The following is a 25,238-nucleotide window of genomic DNA, read 5'->3' as shown; positions in this document are numbered from 1 at the left end:
CGATCAGCAGCCCAGGAGGGCCGCGGGCTGCAGACGGCCGATCTGACGGGCTCCGCAGGCAAGGCTTAGGGGGACAACGGAAGCAGAGTGTGGTCTCTACAGTTTTTGTTTAACGAAACGAGAGATGCGTCGCTGTCTGGCGGTTGACGGGCACGGCATGTTCTACGCCCAGCAGAAGCTCGGCTGGTTCTTCGATCCACGCCGCCTGCTGGAGCTGGCGTCGGAAGGGGTGAGTGATCTGGGCAGTGCCTTCTGGTACACAGGGCTGAAGGATCCCACCGATCAGCGCCCGTTCCGGGACGCGCTCACCAGCCTGGGCTTCACTGTGCGCACCAAACCGCTGCGGGAGTTCGGCACCGACCCCGACCAGCGGCAGTTCGCCCGCGCCAATCTTGATGTGGAGCTCTGCCTCGACCTGATGGCCGTGGCCCACCGCACCGATGAACTGTGGCTGATGAGCGGCAGCCGCGACCTTGAACGGCTGGTGGAGATGCTCCGGGCTCAGGGCCTGAAGATCACCTTGATCAACGCCGACGGCATGGTGCCGCGCGAGCTGCGCAATGCAGTGGATCGCTTCATCGACCTGGGCAAGCTCAAGGCCCAGCTCGAGAAGATGGAAGCCGTCCAGGCGCCGGTGTTCCAGCGCAGCGCGCCGGAGGCTCTGCCGCGGCCAGAACCAGTGCGGCACCAGGTGATCCGCCCGGAAGCGGCCTCCTTCGAGCACTCACCCCGAGAAGTGGTGATCGGACCCTCGGTCTAGGATCGCCCTAACACGTACTCACTTCGACCTGCAGCGGCCATGGCCAAGGATCCCGGCCGGGTTCTGATTTTTGACACCACCCTGCGGGATGGTGAGCAGTCGCCAGGGGCCAGCCTCAACCTCGAGGAAAAGGTGGCGATCGCCCAGCAGCTGGCGCGCCTGCGGGTCGACATCATTGAGGCGGGCTTTCCCTTCGCCAGCACCGGCGATTTCAACGCCGTGCACCGCATCGCCGAAACCGTGGGCACCGTCGATGGCCCGGTGATCTGCGGGCTGGCCCGGGCCACCCGAGGCGACATCAAGGCCTGCGCCGATGCCGTGGCCCCGGCGGCGCGGCGGCGGATTCACACCTTCATCGCCACCAGCGACATCCATCTGGAGCACAAGCTGCGCAAAAGCCGGCCCGAGGTGGTGCAGATCGCCGCCGAGATGGTGGCCTATGCCCGCTCCCTGGTGGAGGACGTGGAATTTTCCTGCGAAGACGCCGGCCGCAGCGACCCGGAGTTTCTCTACGAAGTGATCGAGGCCGCCATCGCCGCCGGGGCCACCACGATCAACATCCCCGACACCGTGGGCTATGCCACCCCGGCTGAATTCGGCGCCCTGATCGCCGGCATCGATCGCCATGTGCCCAACATCGATCAGGCGGTGATCTCCGTACACGGCCACAACGATCTGGGCCTGGCCGTGGCCAACTTTCTCGAAGCGGTCAAGAGCGGCGCCCGCCAGCTCGAATGCACGATCAATGGCATCGGTGAGCGGGCCGGCAACGCCTCACTGGAGGAACTGGTGATGGCGCTGCATGTGCGCCGCGCCTACTTCAACCCCTTCCTCGGCCGCGACGCCGCCAGCACCGAGCCCCTCAGCGGCGTGCGCACCGAGGAGATCGCCAAGACCTCCCGGCTGGTGTCGAACCTCACCGGCATGGCGGTGCAACCCAACAAGGCGATCGTGGGCGCCAATGCCTTCGCGCACGAATCCGGCATCCACCAGGACGGCGTGCTCAAGAACCGCCTCACCTACGAAATCATCGACGCCCGCACGATCGGCCTGACCACCACCCGGTTGTCGCTGGGAAAGCTGAGCGGCCGCAGCGCCTTTCGCGCCCGGCTCGAGGAGCTCGGCTATGGCCTCGAACGCGAAGATCTCGACGACGCCTTCGCCCGCTTCAAGGAGCTGGCGGATCGCAAGCGTGAAATCACCGACCGGGATCTTGAGGCGATTGTCAGCGAGCAGGCCCAGCAACCCGACGCCCAGTACACCTTGAAGCTGGTGCAGGTGAGCACCGGCACCCACCTGCAGCCCACCGCCACCGTCACCCTGGTGACGGCCGATGGCGCCGAACTCACCGGCGCCGCCATCGGCACCGGCCCGGTCGATGCGGTCTGCCAGGCGCTCAATGCACTGGCCCGCGTCCCCAACGAGCTGGTGGAGTTCAGCGTCAAGTCGGTCACCGAGGGCATCGATGCGATGGGGGAGGTCACGATCCGGTTGCGTCACCAAGGGGTGCTCTACTCCGGCCACGCCGCCGACACCGACATCGTGGTGGCCGCCGCCCAGGCCTTCATCCATGCGCTCAACCGGCTGGTGCAGGGCACCGAACGGCTGCCCCTGCACCCCCAGCGCGCGCCGCTGCCGGTGGCGGAACGCCCCCGCCTGTGAGCCGCTCCCCCCGCAGGCAAGAGTTCCAGCAAAGCGCGGGGCTGCCGTGGCTGCCCGCCCTGCAGCTGGGACTGCTGCTACTGGTGGCCCTGATGGTGCTGGTGCCCCTGCTTTGGCTGGTCAGCACGTCCTTGAAGGGCCCGGCCGAAGACATCTTCGCCTCGCCGCCGTCGTTGGTTCCAGCGCAGCCCAGCCTGGCGGCCTATGGGCGCCTGTTCGCCGATCATCCGCTCGGCCTTTATCTGTTCAACAGCACGGTGGTGAGCCTGCTGGCCGTGGTGGGCAACCTGCTGTTCTGTTCCCTGGCGGCTTACCCGCTGGCGCGAATGCGCTTCGCCGGCCGTGGCCTGGTGCTGGCGCTGGTGGTGGCCACGATCCTGATTCCGTTCCAGGTGGTGATGATTCCGCTCTACCTGTTGATGGTGCAGCTGGGCCTGCGCAACACCCTGCTGGCGCTGATCATTCCCCAGGCGGCCACCGCCTTCGGCATCTTTCTGCTGCGGCAGAGCTTCATCGGGGTGCCCGTGGAGCTGGAGGAAGCCGCCCGCATCGACGGCTGCACGCCGCTGGGCGAATGGTGGAACGTGATGATTCCCGCGGCGCGGGCCGATCTGATCACCCTGGCGATGTTCGTGTTCATCGGCACCTGGAGTGATTTTCTCTGGCCCCTGATCATTCTGGACGATCCAGATCTCTATACTCTTCCGCTCGGATTGCAACAGCTCGCCAGCAGCTTCTCCCTTGACTGGCGGCTGGTGGCGGCCGGTTCGGTCGTGTCAATCCTGCCGGTCCTGGTGCTGTTCATCGCCCTTCAGCGTTACATCCTGCCCAGCTCCAGCGGCGATGGCGTGAAAGGCTGAAATCCCGCGCTCGCTGTTTTGATGCTCACCATCGAAGTCGCAACCATCCCGGCGTCCAGGTCCAGCCCTGTAGCCTACCGGTGCGCCATTGATCAATCACGGGAGCCTCAATGCAGACCGGTCTGATTCTGCAGAATCTGCTCTCTCCGCCGGTTCTTTTCTTCGCTCTCGGTGTGATTGCGGTGCTGGTGCGATCGGATCTGGAGATCCCCGCTCCGCTGCCCAAGCTTTTTTCGCTGTATCTGCTGTTAGCGATCGGTTTCAAAGGCGGCGTGGAGTTGCAACACAGCGGCCTGGGCGTGCAGGTGATCGCCACGATCGCCGCCGCTGTGGTGATGTCGGCCCTGGTGCCCCTCTATAGCTTCCTTGTGCTCAGGCGGCAGTTCGACAACTCCAATGCCGCCGCCGTGGCCGCCACCTACGGCTCGATCAGCGCCGTCACCTTCATCACCGCCGAAACCTTTCTGGTGGTATCAGACATCCCCCACGACGGCTTCATGGTGGCGGCCTTGGCCCTGATGGAATCACCGGCCATCATCGTGGGGTTGCTGTTGGTGAAACTCACCAGCCACCAACGCCACGCCGGCGGCATTGGCGGTGGCGTGGCCTGGGGCAGCCTGTTGCATGAGGCCTTCTTGAACAGTTCGGTGCTGCTGCTGATCGGCAGCCTGGTGATCGGCCTGCTGGTGGCGACCTTCAGCCCCTTGGGGGTGGAAACGATGGAGCCCTTCACCGGCAAGCTGTTTTACGGCGCCCTCAGCTTCTTTCTGCTTGACATGGGCATCGTGGCGGCGCAGCGCCTCGGCGATCTGCGGAGCGCCGGCAGCTATCTGATCGGCTTCGCCGTGCTGATGCCGCTGTTTAATGCCGCGGTGGGCCTGCTGCTCTCCCGTTGGCTGGGCCTGCCGCAGGGAAATGCGCTGCTGTTCATGGTGCTGTGCGCCAGCGCATCTTACATCGCCGTTCCCGCCGCCATGCGGATGACAGTGCCGGAAGCGAACCCGAGCCTCTACATCTCCAGCGCCCTGGGCGTCACCTTCCCCTTCAACATCGTCGTGGGGATTCCCCTGTACATGGCGATGGTGCAGCGCTTCATCCCGCTGGCGGTGCTGCCGTGAAGCGGCTCAGGCGGCCGCACTGCCGTGAATCGGCTCAGACGCACGCATAGTGAAGGCAGCGCTCGCAGGGCCCTTCCGGCAGCACGGCGCAGCGCAGCAGCGGCGAGCGGGCATTGAAGCGGCAGCTCGGGTCACCGATCACCCAATGGTTGTTCCACCAGGTGGCATCTGCCGGTTGCCGTTGCGGCTTGACCTGCAGGGCCACCTCCGTGAGCTCGTAGCGGCCGTTGCGCAGCTGGTAGCGGTGAAGGCATTGCAGCACCAGGAACGAACGCTCCCCGCGCTCGATCCAACGGCCCGGCTGGGGCACCTCGCCCAGGTGGGCCACCTCAAAGCGTTCAAGCAACCGCTCGGTGCCGGCCTGGCGCAAATCCACGTGCAGGGGCGTCAGGGGCTGACCTCCCCGGTCTGGGGCTGGCTGCGCTGGGAGAAGCCCCAGACGAACAGGCAAGCCACCACAAGCAACAGCGCCCATTCGGGCGGAACGATCTGGGGCAGGGCCAGGCGCAGCAGCAGACGCACGCCCACCAGCCCCACGGCCAGATAGCCGGCCCGCTCCAGATGCCGGTATTCCTCCAACCAACGGATGAACAGCCCGGCCGTGAGGCGCAGGGCGACCACACCGATCACCCCACCGGTCATCACCAGCCAGAGCCGATCACTGACCGCCACCGCCGCCGCGACGCTGTCGAGCGAGAAGGCCAGATCGGTGACCGCCAGCGTGGCCACCACGGAGCCCAGGGTCTGGCCGGGAAGCCGCTGGGCCACTGGGGCGGCGGCGTTGCTGGCAGCAGTGGTCGCCGCTTCAACGCCGGCTTCGCTGGATCCGGCCAGGTTGGTGACGCACAGCCACAGCAGATAGCCCGCCGCCAGCAGCTGCAGGGGCCAGAAGTCGAGCACCCAGCGGGCGGCCACGATCAGGACCATCCGGAACACCAGGGCCAGCAGCAGGCCGAGGTTGAGGGCGCGGCGCTGGCGGGCTGGATCGTCGAGGTGGCGCGCGATGGCCGCCAGGGCGATGGCGTTGTCCGCGGAGAGCACCGCCTCCATCGCCACCAGCAGGGGAAGCAGCAACAGGATCTCGCCCCACTGGTCTGCCGATTGCAGCAGCGGTGTGAGTGACTCGATCGACTCCGCTTCCATAGGTAGAGGTGGGGAGCGAATCAGCCACTCTAGGAAAGCCCAACCAAGCCCGAGCCGGGATGCAGCTGCAGGCAGAACTGGTGCATGCCGAACCCGGACAGCGGGTGGTGAAGGTGAGCGCCTGGGAGCAGGGCGCCCTGCTCGGCAGCGCTCTGGGTGAGGCCGCCACGGCGGAGCTGGCGGAAGACCGTGCCATCGAGCGCCTGCGGCAACGATGGGGCACCACCGGCGCGGCGGCGGCCGCCAGGCCGGTGCCGGTGGCTGCCGCCGCCGCGCCACCGAAGAAGCGACCAACAGACGCTGTTGAGGCAGCGCAACCGCTGTTGGCGGTGAACAACGAGGGCCTGCCGGCTCAGGCTCCCGGGGTTCCGCAGGCTCCTGAGCCCCCGCCGGCTCTCCCCGCCCAACCATCTGAACCGCCGCCACCAGCCGCCGGCGCCGATCCCGAAGACTGGAGCGATGAGCTGGCCCAGGTGGAGCTGGAACTGAAGCGGCTGGACTGGGGCCGGGAGGAGGAAGCGGCCTACCTGGGGCGGGCCTTCAACCATCCAAGCCGGAGCCGCCTGGTGCGCTACGTGGATCTGGTGGGCTACCTCAATGCGCTGCAGCAGCTGGCCCCCGGCAGCCGGCCGGAGCAGGCCGCCACGCCCCTGCGCCGCCGTGACCTGCTGGATCAATCCGACCAGCTGCTCGGCCAGCTCCGCTGGGGAGCTGCGGAGGGACGCGCGTTCCTGGAGCAGCACTTTCAGCTCAGCAGCCGCCAGCAGCTCAATGATCAGCAGCTGCTGCAGTTCAACATGCTGCTGGAGGACCAGCTGGCGCCACGGGCGTGATCAGGGGCGCGCAGCCGTTCGCCCCCCCAGCAGCCCGGCCGGCGGGCGGCACTCCTGGCTGATCAGCGCGGCCCCCTTCTCCAGCTGATCCTGGTGGGCGTAGGCCTCCTGCTCCAGCTGACGCTCCAGGGGCGAGAGGTTGGCGTAGATCGGGTCGTTGAGCTGCCCCTGGGCCTGGGGCGTGGCGGAAATGGAGAGCCCAAGCTGCTTGGGCGGGGCCGACACCCCCCCGCGCCGGCAGCTCTGCGCCACATGGATGGCCTCATGGTTCAGCACCAGGGCAAAGGTGGCGCTGCCCTGGTCCACCACCTCAGGCTTGATGCGGATCGTGCGGGCGGCAGGGTCCCATTCGCCGGCGGCACCGGCCTTGCGGGGCGGCCCCAGCACCACCTGCACCCCCACCCGCTGCAGCTGATCGAGCAGGTGGCTGATCGCCTGCCGTTCCTGCTCAAAGCGCGGCGGATCAACCAGGAGCGCGCGGATCTGCTCGATCGAGAGCTTGGGGTCTCCCTCACGGCGGCGGTAGCGGTAACGCACACCGCCATCGGGCAGGACCTCGGCCTGGGGCTGCCAGTCGACGTCAGCCAGCTCCAGCCGCGCCATCAGATCGCCGGCGCTGATGGCATCGAGCGCCACATCGCCTGGCCTCAGGGGGGCTGGGGGGCGGGTGAACAGGGTGTCGGACACCTGGAACGGCAGCGCTTCCAGCGCGCCGAGGGTTTCTCCCCTGCGCTCAGGCGGTGCCAGCGCCAGACCCGCCAGCAACAGGCCACCGGAAAGAAACGCCAGCGGCAGCACGGAAGAGCCCGATCCCCGCGGCGGATGGTGCCGGCCCACTCCGAGACATCAGCGCCTCTTCATCATGGTCGATCTGCGCCGGCGAAGCAGCGGCAGGAGTGCAACTGCCAGGATCGGGGGCCCTGAGCATCACGAGCCCATGCCCCTCACCGCCCTGGTGCGCCAGCTCGAGCAGGTGCCCCTCACCGGTGAGGTGCTGCAACGGATCGAGCGCCCGGAGCGGCTGAGCCTGCGGGGCGCCTCCCGGGCCGGCCGCGCCCTGATCGCCAGTGCCCTGGCCCGGCAGCGGCAGGCGCCCCTGCTGGTGATCGTGCCCACGCTGGAGGAGGCGGGCCGCTGGGCGGCGCTGCTGGAACTGATGGGCTGGCCCACGGCCCAGCTCTATCCCACCAGTGAGGGCTCCCCCTACGAACCCTTCGATCCCACCACCGAAATCACCTGGGGCCAGCTGCAGGTGCTCGCCGAGCTGGTGGATGCGGGCAGCGCCGAGGGCAACGGCCGGCCCTGGCAGGGCGCCGTGGTGGCCACCGAACGGGCCCTGCAACCGCACCTGCCGCCGCCTCCGGCCCTGGCCGCCCGCTGCCTGTGCCTGCGCAAGGGCGACACGGTGGACCTGGACGTGCTGGCCGACACCCTCAGCCGCCTCGGCTATGAGCGGGTGCCCACGATCGAGCAGGAGGGCAGCTGGAGCCGCCGCGGCGACATCGTGGATGTGTTTCCGGTGAGCGCCGAGCTGCCGGTGCGGCTGGAGTTCTTCGGCGAGGAGCTGGAGAAGCTCAAGGAATTCGACCCCGCCACCCAGCGTTCGCTCGATGCCACCGAGGCGGTGCGGCTCACCCCCAGTGGCTACGGGCCGCTGGTGGCCGATGCCCTGCGGGACACGATGCCGGCCGGGCTTGAGGGGCTGTTGCAGCCGGAAGCGCTCGATCAGCTGCTGGAGGGCGGCACGCCCGAGGGGATGCGGCGGCTGATGGGCCTGGCTTGGGCGCGGCCCGCCTCCCTGCTCGATTACCTGCCCGCCAGCACCTTGATTGCCGTGGATGAGCGGCGCCATTGCCGCGCCCACGGCCAGCAGTGGTTTGATCACGCCGACAGCCACCACGGCGAGGTGCAGGCGGAGCTGGCGGCAGCCAGCGGCCAGCCGGTGGTGTTGCCTGCCCTGCTGCACCGGCCGCCCGAGCAGGCCCTTGAGGATGCCGAAGCGTTCGCCGGCTTCGATCTGGCCGAACTGGCCGAAACCGACCGCCACCCCAACGCCTTTGATCTGTCCAGCCGTCCGGTGCCGGCCCATCCGAACGCCTTCGGCCGCCTGGCGGCGCTGGTGAAGGGGTACCAGCAGGAGAAGGCGAAGGTGTGGCTGCTGTCGGCCCAGCCGTCGCGGGCGGTGGCGCTGCTGGAGGAGCACGACTGCATCGCCCGCTTCGTGCCCAACCCGCACGACTTCCCGGCGATCGAGCGGCTGGTGGAGCAGAACACGCCGGTCGCGCTCAAGCTCAAGGGCACCGCCGAGCTGGAGGGGCTGCAGTTGCCGGCCTGGAAGCTGGTGCTGCTGACGGACCGGGAGTTCTTCGGCCAGCACAGCCTGGCCGCTACGGGCTACGTGCGCCGGCGCCGCAAGGCGGCCAGCCGCACGGTGGATCCGGGCAAGATGCAACCCGGCGATTTCGTGGTGCACCGCAACCACGGCATCGGCCGCTTCCTGAAGCTGGAGAAGCTGGCGATCAGCGGCGAAAGCCGCGATTACCTGGTGGTGCAATACGCCGACGGCACCTTGAGGGTGGCCGCCGACCAGCTGGGCAGCCTGGGCCGCTACCGCGCCAGCACCGACACGCCGCCGGAGCTCAACCGCATGGGCGGGGTGGCCTGGGCGCGGGCCAAGGAACGGGCGCTCAAGGCGGTGCGCAAGGTGGCGCTTGATCTGGTGAAGCTCTACGCGGAGCGCCATCAGGCCCCCGGCATCGTGTTTCCGCCCGATGGCCCCTGGCAAAGCGAGCTGGAGGATTCCTTCCCCTATGAGCCCACGCCCGATCAGGTGAAGGCGATCGCGGAAGTGAAACGCGACATGGAGACCGCCAAGCCGATGGACCGGCTGGTGTGCGGCGATGTGGGCTTCGGCAAGACCGAGGTGGCGATCCGGGCGTTGTTCAAGGCGGTGACGGCCGGACGCCAGGCGGCCCTGCTGGCCCCCACCACGGTGCTGGCCCAACAGCACTGGCGCACATTGAGCGAACGCTTCGCGCCCTACCCGCTCAAGGTGGCGCTGCTCAACCGCTTCCGCACGGCACAGGAACGCAAGGCGATTCAGGAAGGGCTGGCCGCCGGCACGATCGACATCGTGGTGGGCACCCACCAGCTGCTGGGCAAGGGCACCAGCTTCAAGCAACTGGGGCTGCTGGTGGTGGATGAGGAGCAGCGCTTCGGAGTGAACCAGAAAGAGAAGATCAAGGCGCTGCGCAAAGACGTCGACGTGCTGACGCTTTCGGCCACGCCGATTCCGCGCACGCTCTACATGAGCCTGTCGGGGGTGCGGGAAATGAGCCTGATCACCACGCCGCCACCGCTGCGCCGCCCGATCAAGACCCACCTGGCCGCCCGCGACGATGAGGCGGTGCGCAGCGCCATCCGCCAGGAACTGGATCGCGGCGGCCAGGTGTTCTATGTGGTGCCGAGGGTGGAGGGGATCGAGGAGGTGGCGGGCCAGCTGCGCGAAATGCTGCCGGGCCTGAAGTTGCTCGTGGCCCATGGCCAGATGGCCGAAGGGGAACTGGAGATCGCGATGGTGGCCTTCAATGCCGGCGAAGCCGACGTGATGCTCTGCACCACGATCATCGAAAGCGGCCTCGATATCCCGCGGGTGAACACGATTCTGGTGGAAGACGCCCACCGCTTCGGCCTCGCCCAGCTGTATCAACTGCGCGGCCGGGTGGGCCGCAGCGGCATCCAGGCCCATGCCTGGTTGTTCTATCCGGGCGATGGCGCCTTGAGTGAGGCAGCGCGGCAGCGGCTGCGGGCGATCCAGGAGTTTGCGCAACTGGGCAGCGGCTACCAGCTGGCCATGCGCGACATGGAGATCCGCGGCGTGGGCAACCTGCTGGGGGTGGAGCAGAGCGGCCAGCTCGAAGCGATCGGCTTCGACCTCTACATGGAGATGCTGCAGGAAAGCCTGGCGGAGATCCAGGGCCAGGACATTCCGGTGGTGGAAGAAACCCAGATCGATCTGCCGATCACCGCCTTCATCCCCGCCGACTGGATCACCGAAGCGGACGAAAAGATGGCCGCCTACCGGGCCGCCGCCGCCTGCACCGCCAAGGGCGAACTGCTTCAGCTGGCTGCCGACTGGGTGGACCGCTACGGCGCCCTGCCGGCGCCGGTGCAGAGCCTGCTGCAGTTGATGGAACTCAAACTGCTGGCCAAACGCTGCGGCTTCTCACGCCTCAAACCCGAAAAGCCCAACATCGTGCTGGAAACCCCCATGGAAGAGCCCGCCTTCCGGCTGCTGCGCCAGGGCCTGCCCCAGCACCTGCATGGCCGGTTGGTGTATCAGGGCGGCGCCGGCAGCACCGCCAAGGTGCTGGCCCGCGGCCTCAGCGTGCTCCCCGCCGACAAACAACTCGACACCCTGATGGGGTGGCTCACCGCCATGGCCGGCCAGATCCCCGCCGCCGATGGCCTCACCGACGCGCAACGCCAGGAGCAGACCACCGTCAGAAATGCGGCGGTGTTGGTGGTGTGAGGGGCTTGGTCACCCGACAACCCCTCAGCAAGCTTCCGATTCTCTTCCCCTTCATCCCCGCAAAACTTCGTTACACTTCCCCAAACGGCAGGCTGAGATGGGCGAATTCGTTGCTTCCGGTGGGGTTTCAGCAGGGCTGCAGAGTGGCGTGGGTGTTGTTTCGGCCTTGATCAGCGTGATCGCGCTCGGCCTGTTCGCCCTGTTCCAGGACGAAAACCAGAACAACGACGACGACGACTCCAACCCCGGCGGCGGCCTCATGCAGCCGGTGGCCTGACGCTGAAAGAGCCTTGCACTGCTAGCGAGGTCATACAAAAAGCCCTGTTGCGAGATTCCGCAGCAGGGCTTTTTCTGGTGTGCAGCTGTTGGCGCGCACCACGTGGACGCGCTCAAGTTAGCGCGTCTACGGGCTGGCTCTCCGCTCAGTTGGTGCTTCCCAGGGCAGCCGGCAGGTTGGCGCTTGAGGGGTTGTAGGGCTTGGCAGGTGTCTTGCCGATCGTGCGCAGTTGCTTCACCAGGGTGTTTTCGGCCACCCGGTACTGCGGATCGTTGCGGGTGCCAATTTCTTCAAGCTTGAGCGACTTGGCTTCCTGTTCGCTCAGTTTCACCACCACGTCGGGTTTGATGCCGTGCTTGTGGATGTCGCGGCCACTGGGAGTGAGGTATTTGGCGATGGTTACGGTCATGCCGGAGCCATCGGAGAGCCCCCGCACCGACTGCACCAATCCCTTGCCGAAGGTCTTCTGACCCACCAGCACCCCTCGCTTGTTGTCCTGCAGGGCACCGGAGAGGATCTCGCTGGCACTGGCAGAACCTTCATTCACCAGGATCACCACGGGAGCCTTGGTGAGTGCTCGGCCGTTGGCGCGGCGCACGTCCCGGATGCCGTCTCGCGTTTTGGTGGAAACAATGATGCCTTCATCGAGCCACTGGCGGGCGATCTCGATGCTGGCCACCAGCAGGCCGCCGGGGTTGCTGCGCAGATCGAGCACATAGCCCTGCACCCCCTTGCTCTCCAGGTCGCGCAGGGCGGCGCGCATGTCCTTGGAGGCATTGGCGTTGAACTGCTTGAGGCGGATGTAGCCCACCTTCATGCCTTCAGGGGTGGTGTTCACCTGATGTTCCACCGCGTGCAACTCGATGCGGTCGCGGGTGAGTGGCATGTCGAGCACCTGATTCTTGCGCCGCACCTGCAGGGTCACCTTGGTGCCGGCCTGACCGCGGATCAGCTTCACCGCGTCTTCGGTGGTCATCCCCTTGGTGCTTTTGCCGTCGATCGTGATGATCACGTCTTTCGGCAGTACGCCGGCCCGGGAGGCAGGTGAGCCGTCGATCGGGGACACCACCACCAGTTCCTTGGTGTCCTTGTCGAGGCTCAGTTGGATGCCGACACCGGAGAGTTCCCCCGAGGTGTCGATCTGCATCTCCTTGAACTCCCGCGGATCCATGAAGCGGGTGTATGGATCATTGAGGGTGCCGAGCATGCCCCGGATCGCCTCATAGCTCTCCTTGGTGTTGCCGTAGGTTTTGGCGAGCAGATCGCGGCGCAGTTTGCGCCATTGCTCGGGGGTGTAATTGCCGGTGGTGTCGAGGTAGTCACGGAAGACGATCTGCCAGGCCTGATCCATCACCTCCTTGGGGCTGTCGGTGATCAGGGAGGCGGCACTGGGGGCCATCAACCATTCACCGCCCACCACGGCTGCAGCCGCGCAGGCACCGAGCCCGGCCAGGACGAGAATGCTGGTGCTACCCCTGGACATGCTCTCGGCCTCGTGAGCGTTTTTACTTGTCAACAAACTAGCCCGTGTCAGGCGGCGCAGGACAGGGTGGGTCAGGGATGCAGGCGCTTCCGGATGTGACTGGAGGTGGGCCCCCAGGCGGCAACGGCCTCAGGGATCGACCCAGCGGCCGTCTTCCTTGATCAAGGCGATCAACGCCTCCACTCCTTCGGCCTCCGGCACCCGGCGGATTTCCTCGCGGCCGCGGTAAAGGGAGATGGTGCCAGGGGTTTTACCCACGTAGCCGTAGTCGGCATCGGCCATTTCGCCCGGGCCATTGACGATGCAACCCATCACGGCGATGTCGAGGCCGGTGAGGTGGGCGGTGGCATTGCGCACCACGTGCAGCACCTCCTCCAGGTTGAACAGGGTGCGGCCGCAGCTGGGGCAGGCCACGTACTCCACCATCGTTTTGCGCAGGCCCAGCGCCTGCAGAATCGAGTAGCAGACCGGGATCTCTTTCTCCGGTGCCTCGGTGAGCGACACCCGGATCGTGTCACCCAGGCCCTCGGCCAGCAGGGTGGCGATGCCGGCGGTGCTCTTGATGCGGCCGTAATCGCCGTCACCTGCCTCGGTGACGCCCAGGTGCAGCGGGTAGTGGAAGCCTTCGGCGTCCATTCTGTCGGCCATCATCCGGTAGGCGGCCAGCATCACCGGCGCCCGCGAGGCCTTCATCGACACCACGATGTTGTGGAAATCGAGGCGATCGCAGATGTGGATGAACTCCATGGCGCTCTCCACCATCCCCAGTGGCGTGTCGCCGTAGGTGAACAGCATCCGCTCGGCCAACGAGCCGTGGTTCACGCCGATGCGCAGGCCCTTGTCCTGCTCCTTCAGCAGGGTCACCAGCGGTTCGAGCGTGGCCTGGATGCGCTCACCGATCGCCGCCACTTCCTCGGGCGTGAATTCGCTGCGGTTGGGGTCGGGTTTGTCGAACACATACAGCCCCGGGTTGATGCGCACCTTGTCGACGTGCTGGGCCACCTCCAGGGCGATCTTCATGCCGTTGTGGTGCACGTCGGCCACCAGCGGCACCGGTTGATAGCTGTCTTCGAGGCGCTTGCGGATCTCCCCCACCGCCCGGGCATGGCCCAGGCTCGGCACCGTGAGCCGCACGATCTCGCAGCCGGCTTCGTGGAGCCGGCGGATGCCGGCGGTGGCACCCGCGATGTCAAGGGTGTCCTCGTTGATCATCGACTGCACCACCACCGGGTGGTCGCTGCCCACCCAGACATCGCCCACCCGCACGCTGCGGGTCTTGCGGCGGGTGATCACCGTGTCGTAGCGCGGATTGCTGGCCCAGTCGGCGGGCAGACCTGCCGGGGCGGTCTGGGGACGGGCCACGGTGCCGGTCATCGGAGCTGGAGGCCGGGGAACTGGCCCCAACACTGCCACAGACAGGCCTGCAACCGGCGTGCTCAGTCGGCGGAAGCATCCATAGCCCGACCGGCCGCTGGGGTGGTCGCTGGGGCCGCTCCAGCTGATGCCCCGCCTGCGTCCAGCTGGGCTGAGCCTGCCTCCAGCTGATGAAGGCGGCGGCGCACGTCCTGGAGGTCCTGCCAGGTGAGCCATTTGGGGGTGCCGCGCTCCCGCGATGGATTGCGCAGCAGATAAGAAGGGTGAAAGATCGGCAGGCACCACAGCCCCCGCCATTGCCGCCACTGGCCGCGCAGCTTGGTGATCCCCCCCTTCAGGCCCAACACCCCCTCCATCGCCGTGGCGCCGGCCAGCACCAGCACCTTGGGCTGCACCAGCTCGATCTGTTGCAGCAGCCAGGGCAGGCAAGCCGCCATTTCCTCCGGCGTGGGCTTGCGGTTGTCCGGCGGACGGCACTTCACCACATTGCAGACGTAGGCGTCCTGCCGGGTGTCGATCGCCACGCTGGCGAACATCTGATCAAGCAACTGGCCGGCGCGGCCCACAAACGGCGAGCCACTGGCATCTTCCTGGGCGCCTGGGCCCTCGCCGATCACCATCAGCGAGGCGGCCGGATTGCCGCGGCTCACCACCACCTGCTGCCGCCCCAGCGCGAGCCCGCAGCGGCGGCAGGCCCCACAGGCGCCGTGCAGGGCCGCCAGGGCCGCCGTTGGATCGCGGGTGGCAGCGCTTGCGCTCCCGTCTGCGATCGCGTCCGACGCCGCGCCACCGAAGAGGCTGGGTTGCACCATGGCGCCGGCCAGGGGTTCGGTCGGGTCCATCTCCGCATCGCCCCGGCGTGATCGGGATCCTATGGAAAGGATCCAGGGGCCGCTGATGACAACCTGCCCAGGCACAGGGCAAAGCGGCCGCAGCGTCAGGCAGGATGTTTGATCCCCTTATCAAAGGCATTCCAACACTGGAGTGCCCCGGCGCCCATGTCGCGGCCGATTGCACCTCCTCCGCTGATGACCAGCCCGTTGGCACTTTCGGCCCGGGCCCGGGCCCTCCAGCCGTCCCTCACCCTGGCGATCACGGCCCGGGCGCGCCAGTTGCGAGCCGACGGCCAGGACATCTGCGGCCTCAGCGCGGGGGAGCCGGATTTCGAAACGCCCGCCTTCATCCGCCTGGCCGCCAGCCGGGCCCTTGAGGAGGGCGCCACGCGCTATGGGCCCGCTGCCGGCGAACCGCTGCTGCGGCAAGCCCTGGCCCAGAAGCTGAGCGAGGAAAACGGGGTGCCCACCACGGCCGATCAGGTGCTGGTCACCAATGGCGGCAAACAGGCGCTCTACAACCTCTTCCAGGTGCTGCTCGACCCCGGCGACGAGGTGCTGCTGCCGGCCCCCTACTGGCTCAGCTATCCGGAGATGGCGCACCTGGCAGGCGCCACGGTGCGCGTGCTGCCCACCGCACCCGATCAGGGCTTCCGGCTCCAACCCGACCAACTTGAGGCCGCCATCACGGCCAACAGCAAGCTGCTGGTGATCAACAGCCCCTCCAACCCCTCGGGCCTGGTGCTCGGCCGGCAGGAGCTGGAGCAGCTGGCCGCCGTGCTGCGCCGCCATCCCCAGGTGGCAGTGGTGAGCGATGAGATCTACGAATTCCTGCTGGCGCCCGGCCTGGAGCACCACAGCCTGGCGGCCCTGGCTCCCGACCTCGCCGACCGCATTTTCATCGTCAACGGCTTTGCCAAGGGCTGGGCCATGACCGGCTGGCGGGTGGGTTATCTCGCCGGCCGCAAGGATGTGATCGCCGCCGCCAGCGCCCTGCAAAGCCAGAGCACCAGCAACGTCTGCACCTTCGCCCAGTACGGCGCCCTGGCGGCGATCACCGCCCCGCGTGATTGCGTCCATGCCATGGCCCAGGAGTTCAACCAGCGCCGGGCGCTGTTGAGCGCCGGGCTGATGGCGCTGCCCGGCCTCACCCTGCAGCAACCGGAAGGGGCCTTCTACGCCTTCCCGGACATCAGCGGCCATGGCCTGGATTCCATGACCTTCTCCAACCGGCTGCTGGAGGAGCAGGGGCTGGCGGTGGTTCCCGGGGTGGCCTTTGGCGACGACCGCTGCATCCGCCTCTCCTGTGCGGCCTCTCCCGCCACCATCGACGACGGCCTCCAGCGCCTCGGCCGTTTCCTGAACGGGCTCTGACTCTCCCGACGCCTGGCACGGCGGCCCCACCCCCGCCCCGCAAGCTGATCGTGCTGGGCGACAGCGGCGTGTACGGCTGGGGAGACCCCGATGGGGGCGGTTGGTGCGAGCAACTGCGGCGCCACTGGATGGAGATCCCGGATGGGCCCGTGCTCTACAACCTCGGCGTGCGCGGCGATGGCCTCGAGCGGCTGGCGGCGCGGCTGGAGGCGGAAGTGCGCTGCCGCGGTGAGCTGCGGCGCCAAAGCCCCCAGGGGATCCTGCTGGGCATCGGGCTGAACGACACGGCCCGGGTGGGACGGCCGGACGGGCGCCACCAACTGGCCCCGGAGGCGTTCCTGTTCGGCCTGCAGCAACTGCTGCACCAGGCCCGGCGGCTGGCGCCGGTGATGGTGATCGGTCTCACCCCGGTGGATGAGGCGGTGATGCCTTTCGCCGGCTGCCTCTGGTACAACCTGGCCACCGTGCGCCACTACGAGGGCCTGCTGGAGGAGGCCTGCCTCGAAGCGGATGTGCCGTTCCTGCCGTTGCTCGATGGCCTGCTGGAGGATCCCCACTGGCTGCGGCTGCTCGGCAGCGACGGGCTGCACCTCAACGGCGCCGGCCACCGTCATCTCTATGAGCGGCTGAAGCAGTGGCCGGCCCTGTTGCGCTGGGCTTCGCTGGAGCCGCAACACAGCCGCACCCCGGCCTGACCTGCTGGTTCATTCCCTGCCTGAGCGCGCGGGAACCTCCGTGATCTCACCCATAAGGGGGAGGCGAAATCACCGGGAATGGGGATGGTGGGGCAGGGGCCACCGGCGAGAAGGTGATTCCACGGACATCCCGTTGTCACCACCGGTTTCCCACCATGACGCTCACCGTCTTTCAACGTCGCAATCCCGAGCTGCTGGCGCAGTACCAGCGCAGCGGCCATCTGCGCGACCGCAACAAGATCGTGGAATTCAACCTGCCCCTGGTGCGCCAGGTGGCCAACCGCCTCCGGCCCCGCACCGCCGTGCCGTTCGACGATCTGGTGCAACAGGGCTCGATCGGTCTGATCCGCGCGGTGGAAGCCTTCGATCCGGCCCAGGGCGCCTCGCTCAGCAGCTTCGCCGTGCCCTTCATCCGCGGCGCCATGCAGCATCACCTGCGCGACAACGAACAGCCCCTGAAGGGCTCACGCCTGCTGCGCGATCTGCACCAACGCGGCCAGACCCTGCAACAGCAACGCCTTCACCAACAACAGCCCGCGCTCCGTGAAGCGGAGCTGGCGATCGCCCTGGGCTGCTCCGTGGCCCAGTGGCAGGAAGCCTGCGGCCTGCACCGGGCCCTGCAGTGCTCCAGCCTCGATGCGGCGGTGGGCACAGCTGAGGCCTGCGCCACCACCCTGGTGGAGAAGCTCACCGCCCGGGAAGCTCCCCATCCCTGCCGGCCTGATCACCTGAGCGAGTCCGCCTGCTCCGAACCGGAACCGCAGAACTGGATCCACCAACGCCTGCAAGGCCTGGAGGTCAACGAGCGGCGACTGCTGGAAGGGCGGGTGCTGGAGGGGGCCTCCTGGCGAGAGCTGGGCGAGGAGCTGGGCATCCGGGCGCGGGTGGCCCAACGCCGCTTCGAGCGGCTGGCGGCGCTGCTGCGCCAGGAACTCAGCGGCGAATGGAGCGATCTGTTTGCTCAAGCGTGAATCGGCCGGCCCTGAATCAGGCCGTCAGGCCCAGCGCCACGGCGCCCCAGGCCAGCCCCATGGCGATCAACGCCGCCAGCAGTGTCTGGATCCCGTTCACGAGTTCGTTGGTCAGCCAGGCCACCCGCCCCTGCAGGGTGGCGCCGATCCAGCTCTCCAGCAGGGTGGCCAACACCCCCACCCACAGGGCCAGCAGCAGCGCGGGGACCGTTCCCAGCAGCCCCAGCAGCTTGAGCACCAGCACCATCACGGCGCTGCCCACCAGGCTGGCAACGCTCCCCTCCAGGCTGATCGCCCCTTCCGTGCCGGCGGGCACCGGCCGCAGGGAGGTGATCAACACGGTGTGACGCCCCCAGCGCTTGCCGATCTCACTGCCGCAGGTGTCGGCGAGCTTGGCGGCGAAACTGGCCCCAAAGCCCAGCAGCAGCAGTGGCACCGGCGCTCCCGGCACGGTGGTGAGCAGGGCCAGCACGGCTCCGGTGGCCGCGGAGCCCCACACGTTCTCCGGCCCCCGGCGGCCACCCCGCGCTTCGGCCAGCCCCTGCCGCTGCTTCTGGCGCAAGCCCAGCCGGGTCACCAGGGAGCCCAGCGCCAGATAGGCCACCACCGCAAGCCAGCCGCGCCAGCCGAGCGCACCCCACAGCAGCGTGCCGAGCACGCCCGCATGCACCCAGCCGGCGCGGGTCAGCAAGGGAAACCGCTGGGCGGCGCTGATCAGCAGGCCATGCAGCACCAGCGCCAGGATCCAGTGCTGGAGGGTCTGGGTGGGCAGCGGCGGTGGCGCCCCCAGCAACCCCTCGAGGCCCGTGAACGGGAACACCGGCACCGGCACGGCCGACAGCAGCAAAAACCTCAAGAGGGCAGACCGCACAGGCCCCAGTCTCTCCAGCGGCGGCGTGGCGTGCCGCTCTCTGTTGCACTCCCCTAAGCGGCGCCTGCCCGCTGCAGGCGCCGGCGGATAATCACTGGCAACGTCCCGTGTCCGGATCACCATGCTGTTCAAGCGCAAGGGCTCGTTCTTCATCGACTTCGACAAGAACGCCACCGCTGAGCCAGCGGCCGTGGCCCCCGTGACCATCGCTCCGGTGACCGCGGCCCCAGTGACCGTGGCCCCGGTGGCTCCACCGGCCAGCGCTGGCAGCGCCGCGGCGGCGGCGCCAGCAGCAGAAACTCCTGCCGGTGCTGCTGGCAGCGCGCTCACCACTGCGGAAGCCATGGCGGCCGAGCTGCGGCGCGAACAGGAGAACCTGCCGCCCCCATCGCTGGTCACCTTCTCGCCCGAGTGCCTCACCCCCGCAGGTGCCCTCTCCCGCCGCCGCCGCCTGGCCGGAGCCAACATCGGGCCGTTCAAGGCGATGGCCGCCAGCCTGATGAAGAGCTGAACTCGGCAACCAGCCGCCCCAGGATGAAGGGGCCCCAGGATTCAGCGGCCGAAGCATTCAGCGGTCGATTTCGCCGCCGCATGACCCCGCTCGCCAGGCGCTCAGCAGGCTGAGGCCTGCCACAGCCGCCGTTGAGGTGCGCAGGATCGTGGGCCCCAGGCTCACCGGTTGCCAGCCCGCCTCCGCCGCCACCTGCTCCTCCGCCGGCGTCCAGCCCCCCTCGGGCCCGATCGCCAACCGGGCGAGGGCTCCCCAGCGCGCAGCAACGGGAGCGGCAGCTTGGCAGCCGCGCAGTTCTGCCCCGGCGCCCGGCGCTCCTGCCCCCAGCAGTTCGCCCAGCAGCGGCAGGCCGGCTGCCCGGGTGGTGGCCAGCCAGCGGCTCTGGCCGTGCTCCGAGTTCGCTGCATCACTGGCCAGCGCGGTCGGGTTCTGAAGCCAGGCGGCGGCAGCCATGGGTTCGAGCAGCTGCGGCAGCCACAGACGCTCGCACTGCTCGCAGGCCTCCCGCACGATCGCCTGCCAACGTTCCCGCCGTCCCTGTGCGCCTGTTTCCACTCCCTGCACGGTGCGCTCGGCCAGCAGCGGCTGCAGACGATCAACCCCCAGTTCGCAGCCCATGCGCAGCACAGTGTCGAAATCGCGGCGCGGCACCGCCACCGCCAGCTCCAGAACAGGCGAGGGCAGGGGCGCGATCAAAAGGGGTGCCGAAAGGGGCTGCTCCAGCCGGGCGCTGCTGCGGTCAAGCAGCTCCGCGCTCCACAGCTGGCCGCCCCCATCGACCACCGCAAACCGGTCGCCGGGGCCGTAGCGGAGCACCCGGCTGAGGTAGCGGCTTTCGCCATCTTCCAGCTGCAGAACGGGCAGAGCACCCTCGCCGACGGGAGGTGCAGCTTGCCCTCCTGCGGCGGCTTTCGCAGCCAGCGAATCGGGCGGCTCAGCCGCTGCCTGGGCGAGGCGCCCTGGCGCGATCAGCAGACGACGCAGCTCCCGGGTCACGCCGCGCTCAATTGACCCCGGGAGCGAACATCGCCTCGGGCTGGTCTTCCACCGGCCAGTCGTCGTTGAGACCGCCGATCACCAGTTCCTCAATCTCCACCACGTCGTTGTTGAGCTGTCGCAACGCATTGATCAGCACATCAAGGGCGACGCCATCGCTGGTGCCGAGATCGACCCAGCAGCGGGCCCATTCCTCCTGGTATTCCAGCTCGCCCATGTTGTGCATCAACGCCGGCAGGGCCCGTTCGGCGTCGTCACCCTCGTAGGTCATCCAGCTGAGATCCACGCCCTCCTCATGCACCTGAAGGTTCTCGGCGTTGAAACCACCCAGCTTGCCGAGAAAAAACCAGCTCTCGAAGGCTGTATCGATGTAGCCACGCTCCCCCTGCCCGGGCGGAGCGGCAAAACGCACCCAGATCCAGCAGTTGAAGGGATCCACATCCCGAAATCGAACGTCCATGGGAGCAGACAGCGTGGTTGCCCCCATCAAACACGCATCCAGCAAGCTGGGGGGAGCGAAACCCGCCATGCTCGAGCTTCGATCCCTGCGCTATCACCCGTCCACCACCCCTGCCGCCCTGCTCGATGGGGTGGAGCTGCGCCTGGAGCCGGGCCGGCCCGCCCTGGTGGCCGGACAGAGCGGCTCGGGCAAGACCACCCTGCTGGAGCTGATCTGCGGCCTGGCTGATCCCGATGGCGGCTCAATCCTGTGGGAGGGGCAGGCGCTCAACGCCAGGCAACGGCGCGGGCTCTGCGGCCTGGTGTTTCAGTTTCCCGAACGTCATTTTCTCGGCCTCACGGTGGGGCAGGAGCTGAAGCTGGGACAGCGGCGGCTGCCGGCGGAACGGGTCGAGCAGGTGCTCACCCGGGTGGGGCTGCAGGGGCTGTCGCTGCAGCAGCAGCCGGAGCGGCTCAGCGGTGGCCAGCAGCGGCGGCTGGCACTGGCTGTGCAGTTGCTGCGCGATCCGCCCGTGCTGCTGCTCGATGAACCCACCGCCGGCCTCGACTGGTCGGTGCGGGAGGAGGTGCTGCAACTGCTGCAACAGCTGGCGCGGGACCGGGTGCTGCTGGTGGTGACCCACGAACCGGAGTTGTTCAAGGGCTGGGTGGAAGAGGGCTGGCGGCTGCAGGGCGGGGCGCTTCAGCCCCTGCCGAGGCTCCGTACGATGCCCTGAGTTGGGGCGGGGCGATGCCCGATCGATTGGTACGGGCCACGGCCGCTGGTGGCGGCATCCGCATGGTGGCGGCCCTCACCACTGTGACCACCCGTTATGCCCGTCGTCGCCACGGCCTCTCGTACCTCACCACCGCTGTGCTGGGCCGGGCGATGACCGCCGGCCTGCTGCTGGCCAGTTCGATGAAGGTGGCCCACGGGCGGGTGAACCTGCGCATCCAGTCGGACGGACCGCTGCGCGGCCTGATGGTGGACGCGGGCCGGGACGGCACCGTGCGCGGCTACGTGGGGGCGCCCGGCCTCGAGCTCGATCTGGTGGAAACGCCCGAGGGCCTGCACCGCTTCGATTTCCGCAAAGCCACGGGCACCGGCTACCTGCACGTGGTGCGCGACCAGGGCAAGGGGGAGCCGTTCAGCAGCACGGTGGAGCTGGTGAGCGGCGGCATCGGCGATGACGTGGCCTCTTACCTGCTCCATTCCGAGCAGACCCCGTCGGCGCTGTTCGTCGGTGAGCAGATCGACAGCAGCGGTGTGCGCTGCGCCGGTGGGGTGCTGGTGCAGGTGCTCCCCAAGGCCGCCCGGGAACCGGCGCTGGTGGCCCTGCTGGAAGAACGCTGCCGCGAGATCCAGGGGTTCAGCCAGCGCCTCGCTGACTGCAGCAGCGATCTGCAACGCCTGCTGGAAGACATCTTCCCGGATCTTGATCCCCAGCTTCTGGAGGATGCGGAGGCGAGCCAGAACGTCACCTTCCACTGCCCCTGCACCCGCAGCCGCAGCGTCAATGCCTTACGGCTGCTGGGGCGCGACGAGCTCGATGCAATCCTGCGCGAAGACGGCCGTGCCGAGCTCACCTGCCACTTCTGCAACGAGGTGTACGGCGTGGAGGCGCCCGAGCTGCGGGAACTGATCGAGGAACTGGCGGCGGTGTGACCCGCGCCAAGGCCAGCCAGCAAGCTGGGCTGATGGCCAGCCTTCAGGCAAGCAGCAGGGCGCCCAGCAGCAGCAGGATCAGAGCCGGCAGGCTCTGGAGCTGTTCGCCAGCCAACGGCAGCCCGAGTGGCAGGGCGGGATCGACGAGTTGGGCGAGCACGCCGCCCAGCAGCAGGCCGAGGCCCAGCAGGCCGAAGCTCCAGCCCACCGCCGCCAGGAAACGGCCATTGCGCCGCTGCAGGTTCACCACCGTGAGCAGGGTGGAGAGGGCCAGCAGCACCGTGTCGGAGGAGGGGGGGGCAACCAGCAGCAGCAGCAGGACCACCCCCTGACCGGCCAGGGGCACCCAGCGCTCGCGGCCCTCAGCCAGCACCAGGCGGGGCATCGAGAAGCGCGGCCGCGTGAGCTTGCCGCCGGAGAGCTGGGGCAGTGATGGCATGGCCGGGAGGGCGGGCCTGGAAGGGGCACGGGCGATGACCGCCGGTTTCACCTCTTCGCGCTTTGAGGCGCTCAGGGCGGCGCTGCTGACACGCCCCTGTTGCCGTTCCCGCAGCCGTTCCATCAACACGGCGTCGTAGGCGGCTTCGACGCGAGCCCGGGCCTGGGGATCGTCGCCCACGGCCTCGAGGCAGTGCTGGCGAGCTCCCTGCACCTCATCGAAGCTGGCGTCGGAGGCGATGCCAAGCCGCTCATAGGGGCTGAAGCCATCGCTGGAGCCGCCGGTCGCGCCGGGGGGTAGGGCAGAACCGTTGGTCATGGCCTCCGGTGCGGTGAGCAGGGTCGTGGTACGAGCGTATCGAGGCGCGCCCCAACCGGAGGCCTCCGCTGCAACCGAACCAGTGGTTCAGAACAAAGGTTCGCTGGAACGGAATCCCCCTTCCTGCTGCAGATGCCGGCGGCAATCCTCAGCTTCTTTGAGCGGCAACCACTGGCGCCGCTTCAGGAGCGGCATCTGGGGCGGCAGATGGCTGCCTTCGCGCACCTCCACGGCTTCCTGGCTGGGAAGGAAGCGCACGTAATCGGAGCCTCCGTCATGGCGGGGGCGAACCAGCCAGAAGGGCTCGGCCATGGCTGTGATCTTTCGTTGCAAAGATTCTGGCGGGCCGGGAGCAGCGCTGTGGGCACCGGCATCAGAAATGCTCAGAGGGCGATTGGCTCCACGCCGCTCACCACCGGCGCCACAGCGCTGAGCACAAAGTCGGGGTGGTCTTCCCGCAGCTGGTTGAGGTTCCACTCGTTCTTGAACAGCAACACGGGCCGGTCCCAGGCGTCGCGCACGGTCTTGCAGTTGAAGATCCGCCCCACCGCCTCCAACGCCGCCCAGCCACCCACCACCCAGCGCGCCACGCTGAAGCCGAGGGGCTCAAGGCGTGTCTCCACGCCGTATTCGTGCTGAAGCCGGTATTGCACCACCTCCATCTGCAGCTGGCCCACGGCCGCCAGGATCGGGTCGCGCTTGCTGGCATCGGTGTCATAGAGGATCTGCACGGCTCCCTCCTCCCGCAGCTCGTTCACCCCCTTGCGGAAGCTTTTGAACGCCGAGGGGTTGGGGTTCCGCAGCCAGGCGAACAGTTCGGGGCTGAAGCAGGGGATGCCTTCGTACTCCACCTTGCTGCCGGCGTAGAGGGTGTCGCCGATGGCGAACATGCCGGGATTGTTCAGGCCGATCACATCGCCGGGGTAGGCGTCCTCCACCACCTCACGGTCCTGGCCGAACAGCTTCTGGGGGCGTGAGAGGCGGATCGTGCGGCCGCTGCGGGCGTGCCGCACGCTCATGTCCTTCTCGAAGTGGCCGCTGCAGACCCGCACAAAGGCGATGCGGTCGCGGTGGCGCGGGTCCATGTTGGCCTGCAGTTTGAACACGAAGCCGCTGAACTCCGGCCGCAGCGGATCCACCGGGCCATCGCTGCTCAGCCGCGCCACCGGCCGCTGGGCCAGCTCCAGAAAGGCATCCAGGAAAGGACGCACGCCGAAGTTGGTCATCGCCGAACCGAAGAACACCGGGCTCAGTTCGCCGGCATGCACCAGCTCCAGATCGAGCTCGGCGCCGGCGCCATCGAGCAGCTCCAGCTCATCGAGCGCCGCTGCCAGAAGCTCAGGTTCCACCAGGTGGGCCAGCTCGGCGCTGCCGGCCGGTAGCCGCTTCTCCGCCGCCTGCCGGCCCCGTTCCGCCCGCTCGAACAGGATCACATCTTTGCTGCGGCGGTCGATCACACCACGGAAGCGGTCACCGCTGCCGATCGGCCAGTTGACCGGCCAGCAGGTCAGGCCCAGCTCGCTTTCGATCTCATCGATCAACTCCAGCGGCTCCCGCCCCGGCCGGTCCATCTTGTTGATGAAGGTGAAGATCGGCACCTTGCGCAGGCGGCAGACCTCAAACAGCTTGCGCGTCTGGGGTTCGAGGCCCTTGGCGGCGTCTTCCAGCATCACCGCGTTGTCGGCGGCAGCCAAGGTGCGGTAGGTGTCTTCCGAAAAATCCTGGTGGCCCGGGGTGTCGAGCAGGTTCACCGTGCTGCCGGCGTAGTCGAACTGCAGCACGGTGGAAGTGATCGAGATGCCGCGCTGTTTTTCGATCTCCATCCAGTCGGAGGTGACCTTGCGCTGCTCCCCCTTGGCCTTCACCGCACCGGCCTGCTGGATCGCCCCCCCGTACAGCAACAGCTTCTCGGTGAGGGTGGTCTTGCCCGCGTCCGGGTGGGAAATGATCGCGAAGTTGCGCCGCTTCGCCACAGCTTCAGCAAGGGCCAAGCCGGCAGCGTCATCGCTGGAGCTGGAGCCAGAGGCAGAGCCAGCGGAAGCCGGGCCGGAGGACTCGTGATGGGGGGAAACGCTGGTCATGGTC

The 25,238-nt window shown here is 68.0% G+C and carries 25 protein-coding genes; 13 read left to right on the top strand and 12 right to left on the bottom strand.

Annotation, left to right across the window (positions count from 1 at the left end; genetic code table 11):
• Window positions 1-124: 124 nt before the first annotated feature.
• The 4 genes from KBY97_RS04705 (at window position 125) to KBY97_RS04690 (ending at window position 4,400) form a co-directional block, all read left to right on the top strand.
• Window positions 125-760: an NYN domain-containing protein gene (locus tag KBY97_RS04705; RefSeq protein WP_315857141.1), complete on the top strand. Its 636-nt coding sequence runs from the start codon at window positions 125-127 to the stop codon at window positions 758-760.
• Window positions 761-799: 39 nt separating this feature from the next.
• A complete protein-coding gene (locus tag KBY97_RS04700) occupies window positions 800-2,422 on the top strand; it encodes a 2-isopropylmalate synthase (protein WP_255145539.1) in 1,623 nt (540 codons plus the stop codon).
• Window positions 2,423-2,463: 41 nt separating this feature from the next.
• Window positions 2,464-3,282, top strand: a complete 819-nt coding sequence (locus KBY97_RS04695; RefSeq protein WP_255145712.1) for a carbohydrate ABC transporter permease — start codon at window positions 2,464-2,466, stop codon at window positions 3,280-3,282.
• Window positions 3,283-3,392: 110 nt separating this feature from the next.
• A complete protein-coding gene (locus tag KBY97_RS04690; RefSeq protein ID WP_255145538.1) occupies window positions 3,393-4,400 on the top strand; it encodes a sodium-dependent bicarbonate transport family permease in 1,008 nt (335 codons plus the stop codon).
• A gap of 34 nt (window positions 4,401-4,434) precedes the next feature.
• Here the strand turns inward: KBY97_RS04690 and KBY97_RS04685 are convergent, their stop codons facing one another.
• Complete coding sequence (locus KBY97_RS04685; protein ID WP_255145711.1) at window positions 4,435-4,782, bottom strand: DUF6464 family protein; 348 nt, start codon at window positions 4,780-4,782, stop codon at window positions 4,435-4,437.
• A gap of 5 nt (window positions 4,783-4,787) precedes the next feature.
• Entirely contained in the window at window positions 4,788-5,543 is a 756-nt protein-coding gene (locus tag KBY97_RS04680) for a TerC family protein (protein ID WP_255145537.1), read from the bottom strand.
• 59 nt (window positions 5,544-5,602) lie between these two features.
• Between KBY97_RS04680 and KBY97_RS04675 the strand changes: the two genes are divergently transcribed.
• Window positions 5,603-6,376 (top strand): hypothetical protein, encoded by a 774-nt coding sequence (locus tag KBY97_RS04675; protein WP_255145536.1) that lies wholly within the window; start codon window positions 5,603-5,605, stop codon window positions 6,374-6,376.
• Here the strand turns inward: KBY97_RS04675 and KBY97_RS04670 are convergent, their stop codons facing one another.
• Window positions 6,377-7,174, bottom strand: coding sequence for a hypothetical protein (locus KBY97_RS04670; RefSeq protein WP_255145535.1), 798 nt, complete (start codon window positions 7,172-7,174; stop codon window positions 6,377-6,379). It abuts the gene before it with no gap.
• A 139-nt stretch (window positions 7,175-7,313) separates the two neighbouring features.
• Between KBY97_RS04670 and mfd the strand changes: the two genes are divergently transcribed.
• Window positions 7,314-10,907, top strand: coding sequence for a transcription-repair coupling factor (mfd, locus tag KBY97_RS04665; protein ID WP_255145534.1), 3,594 nt, complete (start codon window positions 7,314-7,316; stop codon window positions 10,905-10,907).
• A 97-nt stretch (window positions 10,908-11,004) separates the two neighbouring features.
• Window positions 11,005-11,184, top strand: coding sequence for a hypothetical protein (locus tag KBY97_RS04660; protein WP_255145533.1), 180 nt, complete (start codon window positions 11,005-11,007; stop codon window positions 11,182-11,184).
• A 145-nt stretch (window positions 11,185-11,329) separates the two neighbouring features.
• Here the strand turns inward: KBY97_RS04660 and KBY97_RS04655 are convergent, their stop codons facing one another.
• The 3 genes from KBY97_RS04655 to KBY97_RS04645 all read right to left on the bottom strand — a co-directional run bounded on the left by KBY97_RS04655 (window position 11,330) and on the right by KBY97_RS04645 (window position 14,883).
• Window positions 11,330-12,667 (bottom strand): S41 family peptidase, encoded by a 1,338-nt coding sequence (locus KBY97_RS04655; RefSeq protein ID WP_255145532.1) that lies wholly within the window; start codon window positions 12,665-12,667, stop codon window positions 11,330-11,332.
• Between the two features lie 129 nt (window positions 12,668-12,796).
• Complete coding sequence (gene ispG / locus KBY97_RS04650; protein ID WP_255145531.1) at window positions 12,797-14,041, bottom strand: (E)-4-hydroxy-3-methylbut-2-enyl-diphosphate synthase; 1,245 nt, start codon at window positions 14,039-14,041, stop codon at window positions 12,797-12,799.
• A 62-nt stretch (window positions 14,042-14,103) separates the two neighbouring features.
• Window positions 14,104-14,883, bottom strand: a complete 780-nt coding sequence (locus KBY97_RS04645) for a uracil-DNA glycosylase (RefSeq protein WP_255145530.1) — start codon at window positions 14,881-14,883, stop codon at window positions 14,104-14,106.
• A 186-nt stretch (window positions 14,884-15,069) separates the two neighbouring features.
• Here KBY97_RS04645 and KBY97_RS04640 point away from each other — a divergent pair, with 186 nt between their 5' ends.
• The 3 genes from KBY97_RS04640 (at window position 15,070) to KBY97_RS04630 (ending at window position 17,914) form a co-directional block, all read left to right on the top strand.
• Window positions 15,070-16,248, top strand: a complete 1,179-nt coding sequence (locus tag KBY97_RS04640; protein WP_255145529.1) for a pyridoxal phosphate-dependent aminotransferase — start codon at window positions 15,070-15,072, stop codon at window positions 16,246-16,248.
• A gap of 50 nt (window positions 16,249-16,298) precedes the next feature.
• Complete coding sequence (locus KBY97_RS04635; protein WP_255145528.1) at window positions 16,299-16,943, top strand: GDSL-type esterase/lipase family protein; 645 nt, start codon at window positions 16,299-16,301, stop codon at window positions 16,941-16,943.
• A gap of 155 nt (window positions 16,944-17,098) precedes the next feature.
• A complete protein-coding gene (locus KBY97_RS04630; RefSeq protein WP_255145527.1) occupies window positions 17,099-17,914 on the top strand; it encodes a sigma-70 family RNA polymerase sigma factor in 816 nt (271 codons plus the stop codon).
• Between the two features lie 16 nt (window positions 17,915-17,930).
• On the opposite strand, the gene KBY97_RS04625 is transcribed toward KBY97_RS04630, so the two are convergent.
• Window positions 17,931-18,704, bottom strand: coding sequence for a DUF92 domain-containing protein (locus KBY97_RS04625; protein WP_255145710.1), 774 nt, complete (start codon window positions 18,702-18,704; stop codon window positions 17,931-17,933).
• 202 nt (window positions 18,705-18,906) lie between these two features.
• Here KBY97_RS04625 and KBY97_RS04620 point away from each other — a divergent pair, with 202 nt between their 5' ends.
• Window positions 18,907-19,296, top strand: coding sequence for a hypothetical protein (locus KBY97_RS04620; RefSeq protein ID WP_255145526.1), 390 nt, complete (start codon window positions 18,907-18,909; stop codon window positions 19,294-19,296).
• Window positions 19,297-19,353: 57 nt separating this feature from the next.
• On the opposite strand, the gene KBY97_RS04615 is transcribed toward KBY97_RS04620, so the two are convergent.
• Complete coding sequence (locus tag KBY97_RS04615) at window positions 19,354-20,292, bottom strand: 16S rRNA (uracil(1498)-N(3))-methyltransferase (RefSeq protein ID WP_255145525.1); 939 nt, start codon at window positions 20,290-20,292, stop codon at window positions 19,354-19,356.
• Between the two features lie 7 nt (window positions 20,293-20,299).
• Complete coding sequence (locus KBY97_RS04610) at window positions 20,300-20,752, bottom strand: DUF3531 family protein (protein WP_255145524.1); 453 nt, start codon at window positions 20,750-20,752, stop codon at window positions 20,300-20,302.
• 67 nt (window positions 20,753-20,819) lie between these two features.
• Here KBY97_RS04610 and KBY97_RS04605 point away from each other — a divergent pair, with 67 nt between their 5' ends.
• Together KBY97_RS04605 and hslO are read left to right on the top strand one after the other, a co-directional pair.
• Entirely contained in the window at window positions 20,820-21,467 is a 648-nt protein-coding gene (locus KBY97_RS04605) for an ABC transporter ATP-binding protein (protein WP_255145523.1), read from the top strand.
• A 14-nt stretch (window positions 21,468-21,481) separates the two neighbouring features.
• Window positions 21,482-22,396 carry an Hsp33 family molecular chaperone HslO gene (gene hslO / locus KBY97_RS04600; protein ID WP_255145522.1) on the top strand — a complete coding sequence of 305 codons (915 nt, stop codon included), beginning with the start codon at window positions 21,482-21,484 and terminating at the stop codon, window positions 22,394-22,396.
• Window positions 22,397-22,439: 43 nt separating this feature from the next.
• Here hslO and KBY97_RS04595 read toward each other — a convergent pair whose 3' ends face one another.
• The 3 genes from KBY97_RS04595 to KBY97_RS04585 all read right to left on the bottom strand — a co-directional run bounded on the left by KBY97_RS04595 (window position 22,440) and on the right by KBY97_RS04585 (window position 25,234).
• Window positions 22,440-23,153 (bottom strand): CPP1-like family protein, encoded by a 714-nt coding sequence (locus tag KBY97_RS04595; RefSeq protein WP_255145521.1) that lies wholly within the window; start codon window positions 23,151-23,153, stop codon window positions 22,440-22,442.
• An 87-nt stretch (window positions 23,154-23,240) separates the two neighbouring features.
• Window positions 23,241-23,465 carry a hypothetical protein gene (locus tag KBY97_RS04590; RefSeq protein WP_255145520.1) on the bottom strand — a complete coding sequence of 75 codons (225 nt, stop codon included), beginning with the start codon at window positions 23,463-23,465 and terminating at the stop codon, window positions 23,241-23,243.
• Between the two features lie 71 nt (window positions 23,466-23,536).
• Window positions 23,537-25,234 (bottom strand): peptide chain release factor 3, encoded by a 1,698-nt coding sequence (locus KBY97_RS04585; RefSeq protein WP_255145519.1) that lies wholly within the window; start codon window positions 25,232-25,234, stop codon window positions 23,537-23,539.
• Window positions 25,235-25,238: the final 4 nt, after the last annotated feature.

This window comes from Synechococcus sp. ATX 2A4, assembly GCF_024346375.1.
Taxonomy (GTDB): Bacteria; Cyanobacteriota; Cyanobacteriia; order PCC-6307; family Cyanobiaceae; genus MW101C3.
The sequence above is the reverse complement of the archived record's forward strand: the minus strand, read 5'-3'. Positions and strand labels throughout refer to the sequence as shown.

What these genes read in the sequence shown, in the direction of transcription:
- KBY97_RS04705 (WP_315857141.1), top strand. Translation starts at nt 125, where the DNA reads ATGCGTCGCTGTCTGGCGGTTGACGGGCACGGCATGTTCTACGCCCAG.
- KBY97_RS04700 (WP_255145539.1), top strand. Translation starts at nt 800, where the DNA reads ATGGCCAAGGATCCCGGCCGGGTTCTGATTTTTGACACCACCCTGCGG.
- KBY97_RS04610 (WP_255145524.1), bottom strand. Translation starts at nt 20,752, where the DNA reads ATGGACGTTCGATTTCGGGATGTGGATCCCTTCAACTGCTGGATCTGG.
- KBY97_RS04645 (WP_255145530.1), bottom strand. Translation starts at nt 14,883, where the DNA reads ATGGACCCGACCGAACCCCTGGCCGGCGCCATGGTGCAACCCAGCCTC.
- KBY97_RS04585 (WP_255145519.1), bottom strand. Translation starts at nt 25,234, where the DNA reads ATGACCAGCGTTTCCCCCCATCACGAGTCCTCCGGCCCGGCTTCCGCT.
- KBY97_RS04630 (WP_255145527.1), top strand. Translation starts at nt 17,099, where the DNA reads ATGACGCTCACCGTCTTTCAACGTCGCAATCCCGAGCTGCTGGCGCAG.
- mfd (WP_255145534.1), top strand. Translation starts at nt 7,314, where the DNA reads ATGCCCCTCACCGCCCTGGTGCGCCAGCTCGAGCAGGTGCCCCTCACC.
- hslO (WP_255145522.1), top strand. Translation starts at nt 21,482, where the DNA reads ATGCCCGATCGATTGGTACGGGCCACGGCCGCTGGTGGCGGCATCCGC.
- KBY97_RS04640 (WP_255145529.1), top strand. Translation starts at nt 15,070, where the DNA reads ATGACCAGCCCGTTGGCACTTTCGGCCCGGGCCCGGGCCCTCCAGCCG.
- KBY97_RS04590 (WP_255145520.1), bottom strand. Translation starts at nt 23,465, where the DNA reads ATGGCCGAGCCCTTCTGGCTGGTTCGCCCCCGCCATGACGGAGGCTCC.
- KBY97_RS04680 (WP_255145537.1), bottom strand. Translation starts at nt 5,543, where the DNA reads ATGGAAGCGGAGTCGATCGAGTCACTCACACCGCTGCTGCAATCGGCA.
- ispG (WP_255145531.1), bottom strand. Translation starts at nt 14,041, where the DNA reads ATGACCGGCACCGTGGCCCGTCCCCAGACCGCCCCGGCAGGTCTGCCC.
- KBY97_RS04675 (WP_255145536.1), top strand. Translation starts at nt 5,603, where the DNA reads ATGCAGCTGCAGGCAGAACTGGTGCATGCCGAACCCGGACAGCGGGTG.
- KBY97_RS04655 (WP_255145532.1), bottom strand. Translation starts at nt 12,667, where the DNA reads ATGTCCAGGGGTAGCACCAGCATTCTCGTCCTGGCCGGGCTCGGTGCC.
- KBY97_RS04620 (WP_255145526.1), top strand. Translation starts at nt 18,907, where the DNA reads ATGCTGTTCAAGCGCAAGGGCTCGTTCTTCATCGACTTCGACAAGAAC.
- KBY97_RS04690 (WP_255145538.1), top strand. Translation starts at nt 3,393, where the DNA reads ATGCAGACCGGTCTGATTCTGCAGAATCTGCTCTCTCCGCCGGTTCTT.
- KBY97_RS04660 (WP_255145533.1), top strand. Translation starts at nt 11,005, where the DNA reads ATGGGCGAATTCGTTGCTTCCGGTGGGGTTTCAGCAGGGCTGCAGAGT.
- KBY97_RS04595 (WP_255145521.1), bottom strand. Translation starts at nt 23,153, where the DNA reads ATGACCAACGGTTCTGCCCTACCCCCCGGCGCGACCGGCGGCTCCAGC.
- KBY97_RS04605 (WP_255145523.1), top strand. Translation starts at nt 20,820, where the DNA reads ATGCTCGAGCTTCGATCCCTGCGCTATCACCCGTCCACCACCCCTGCC.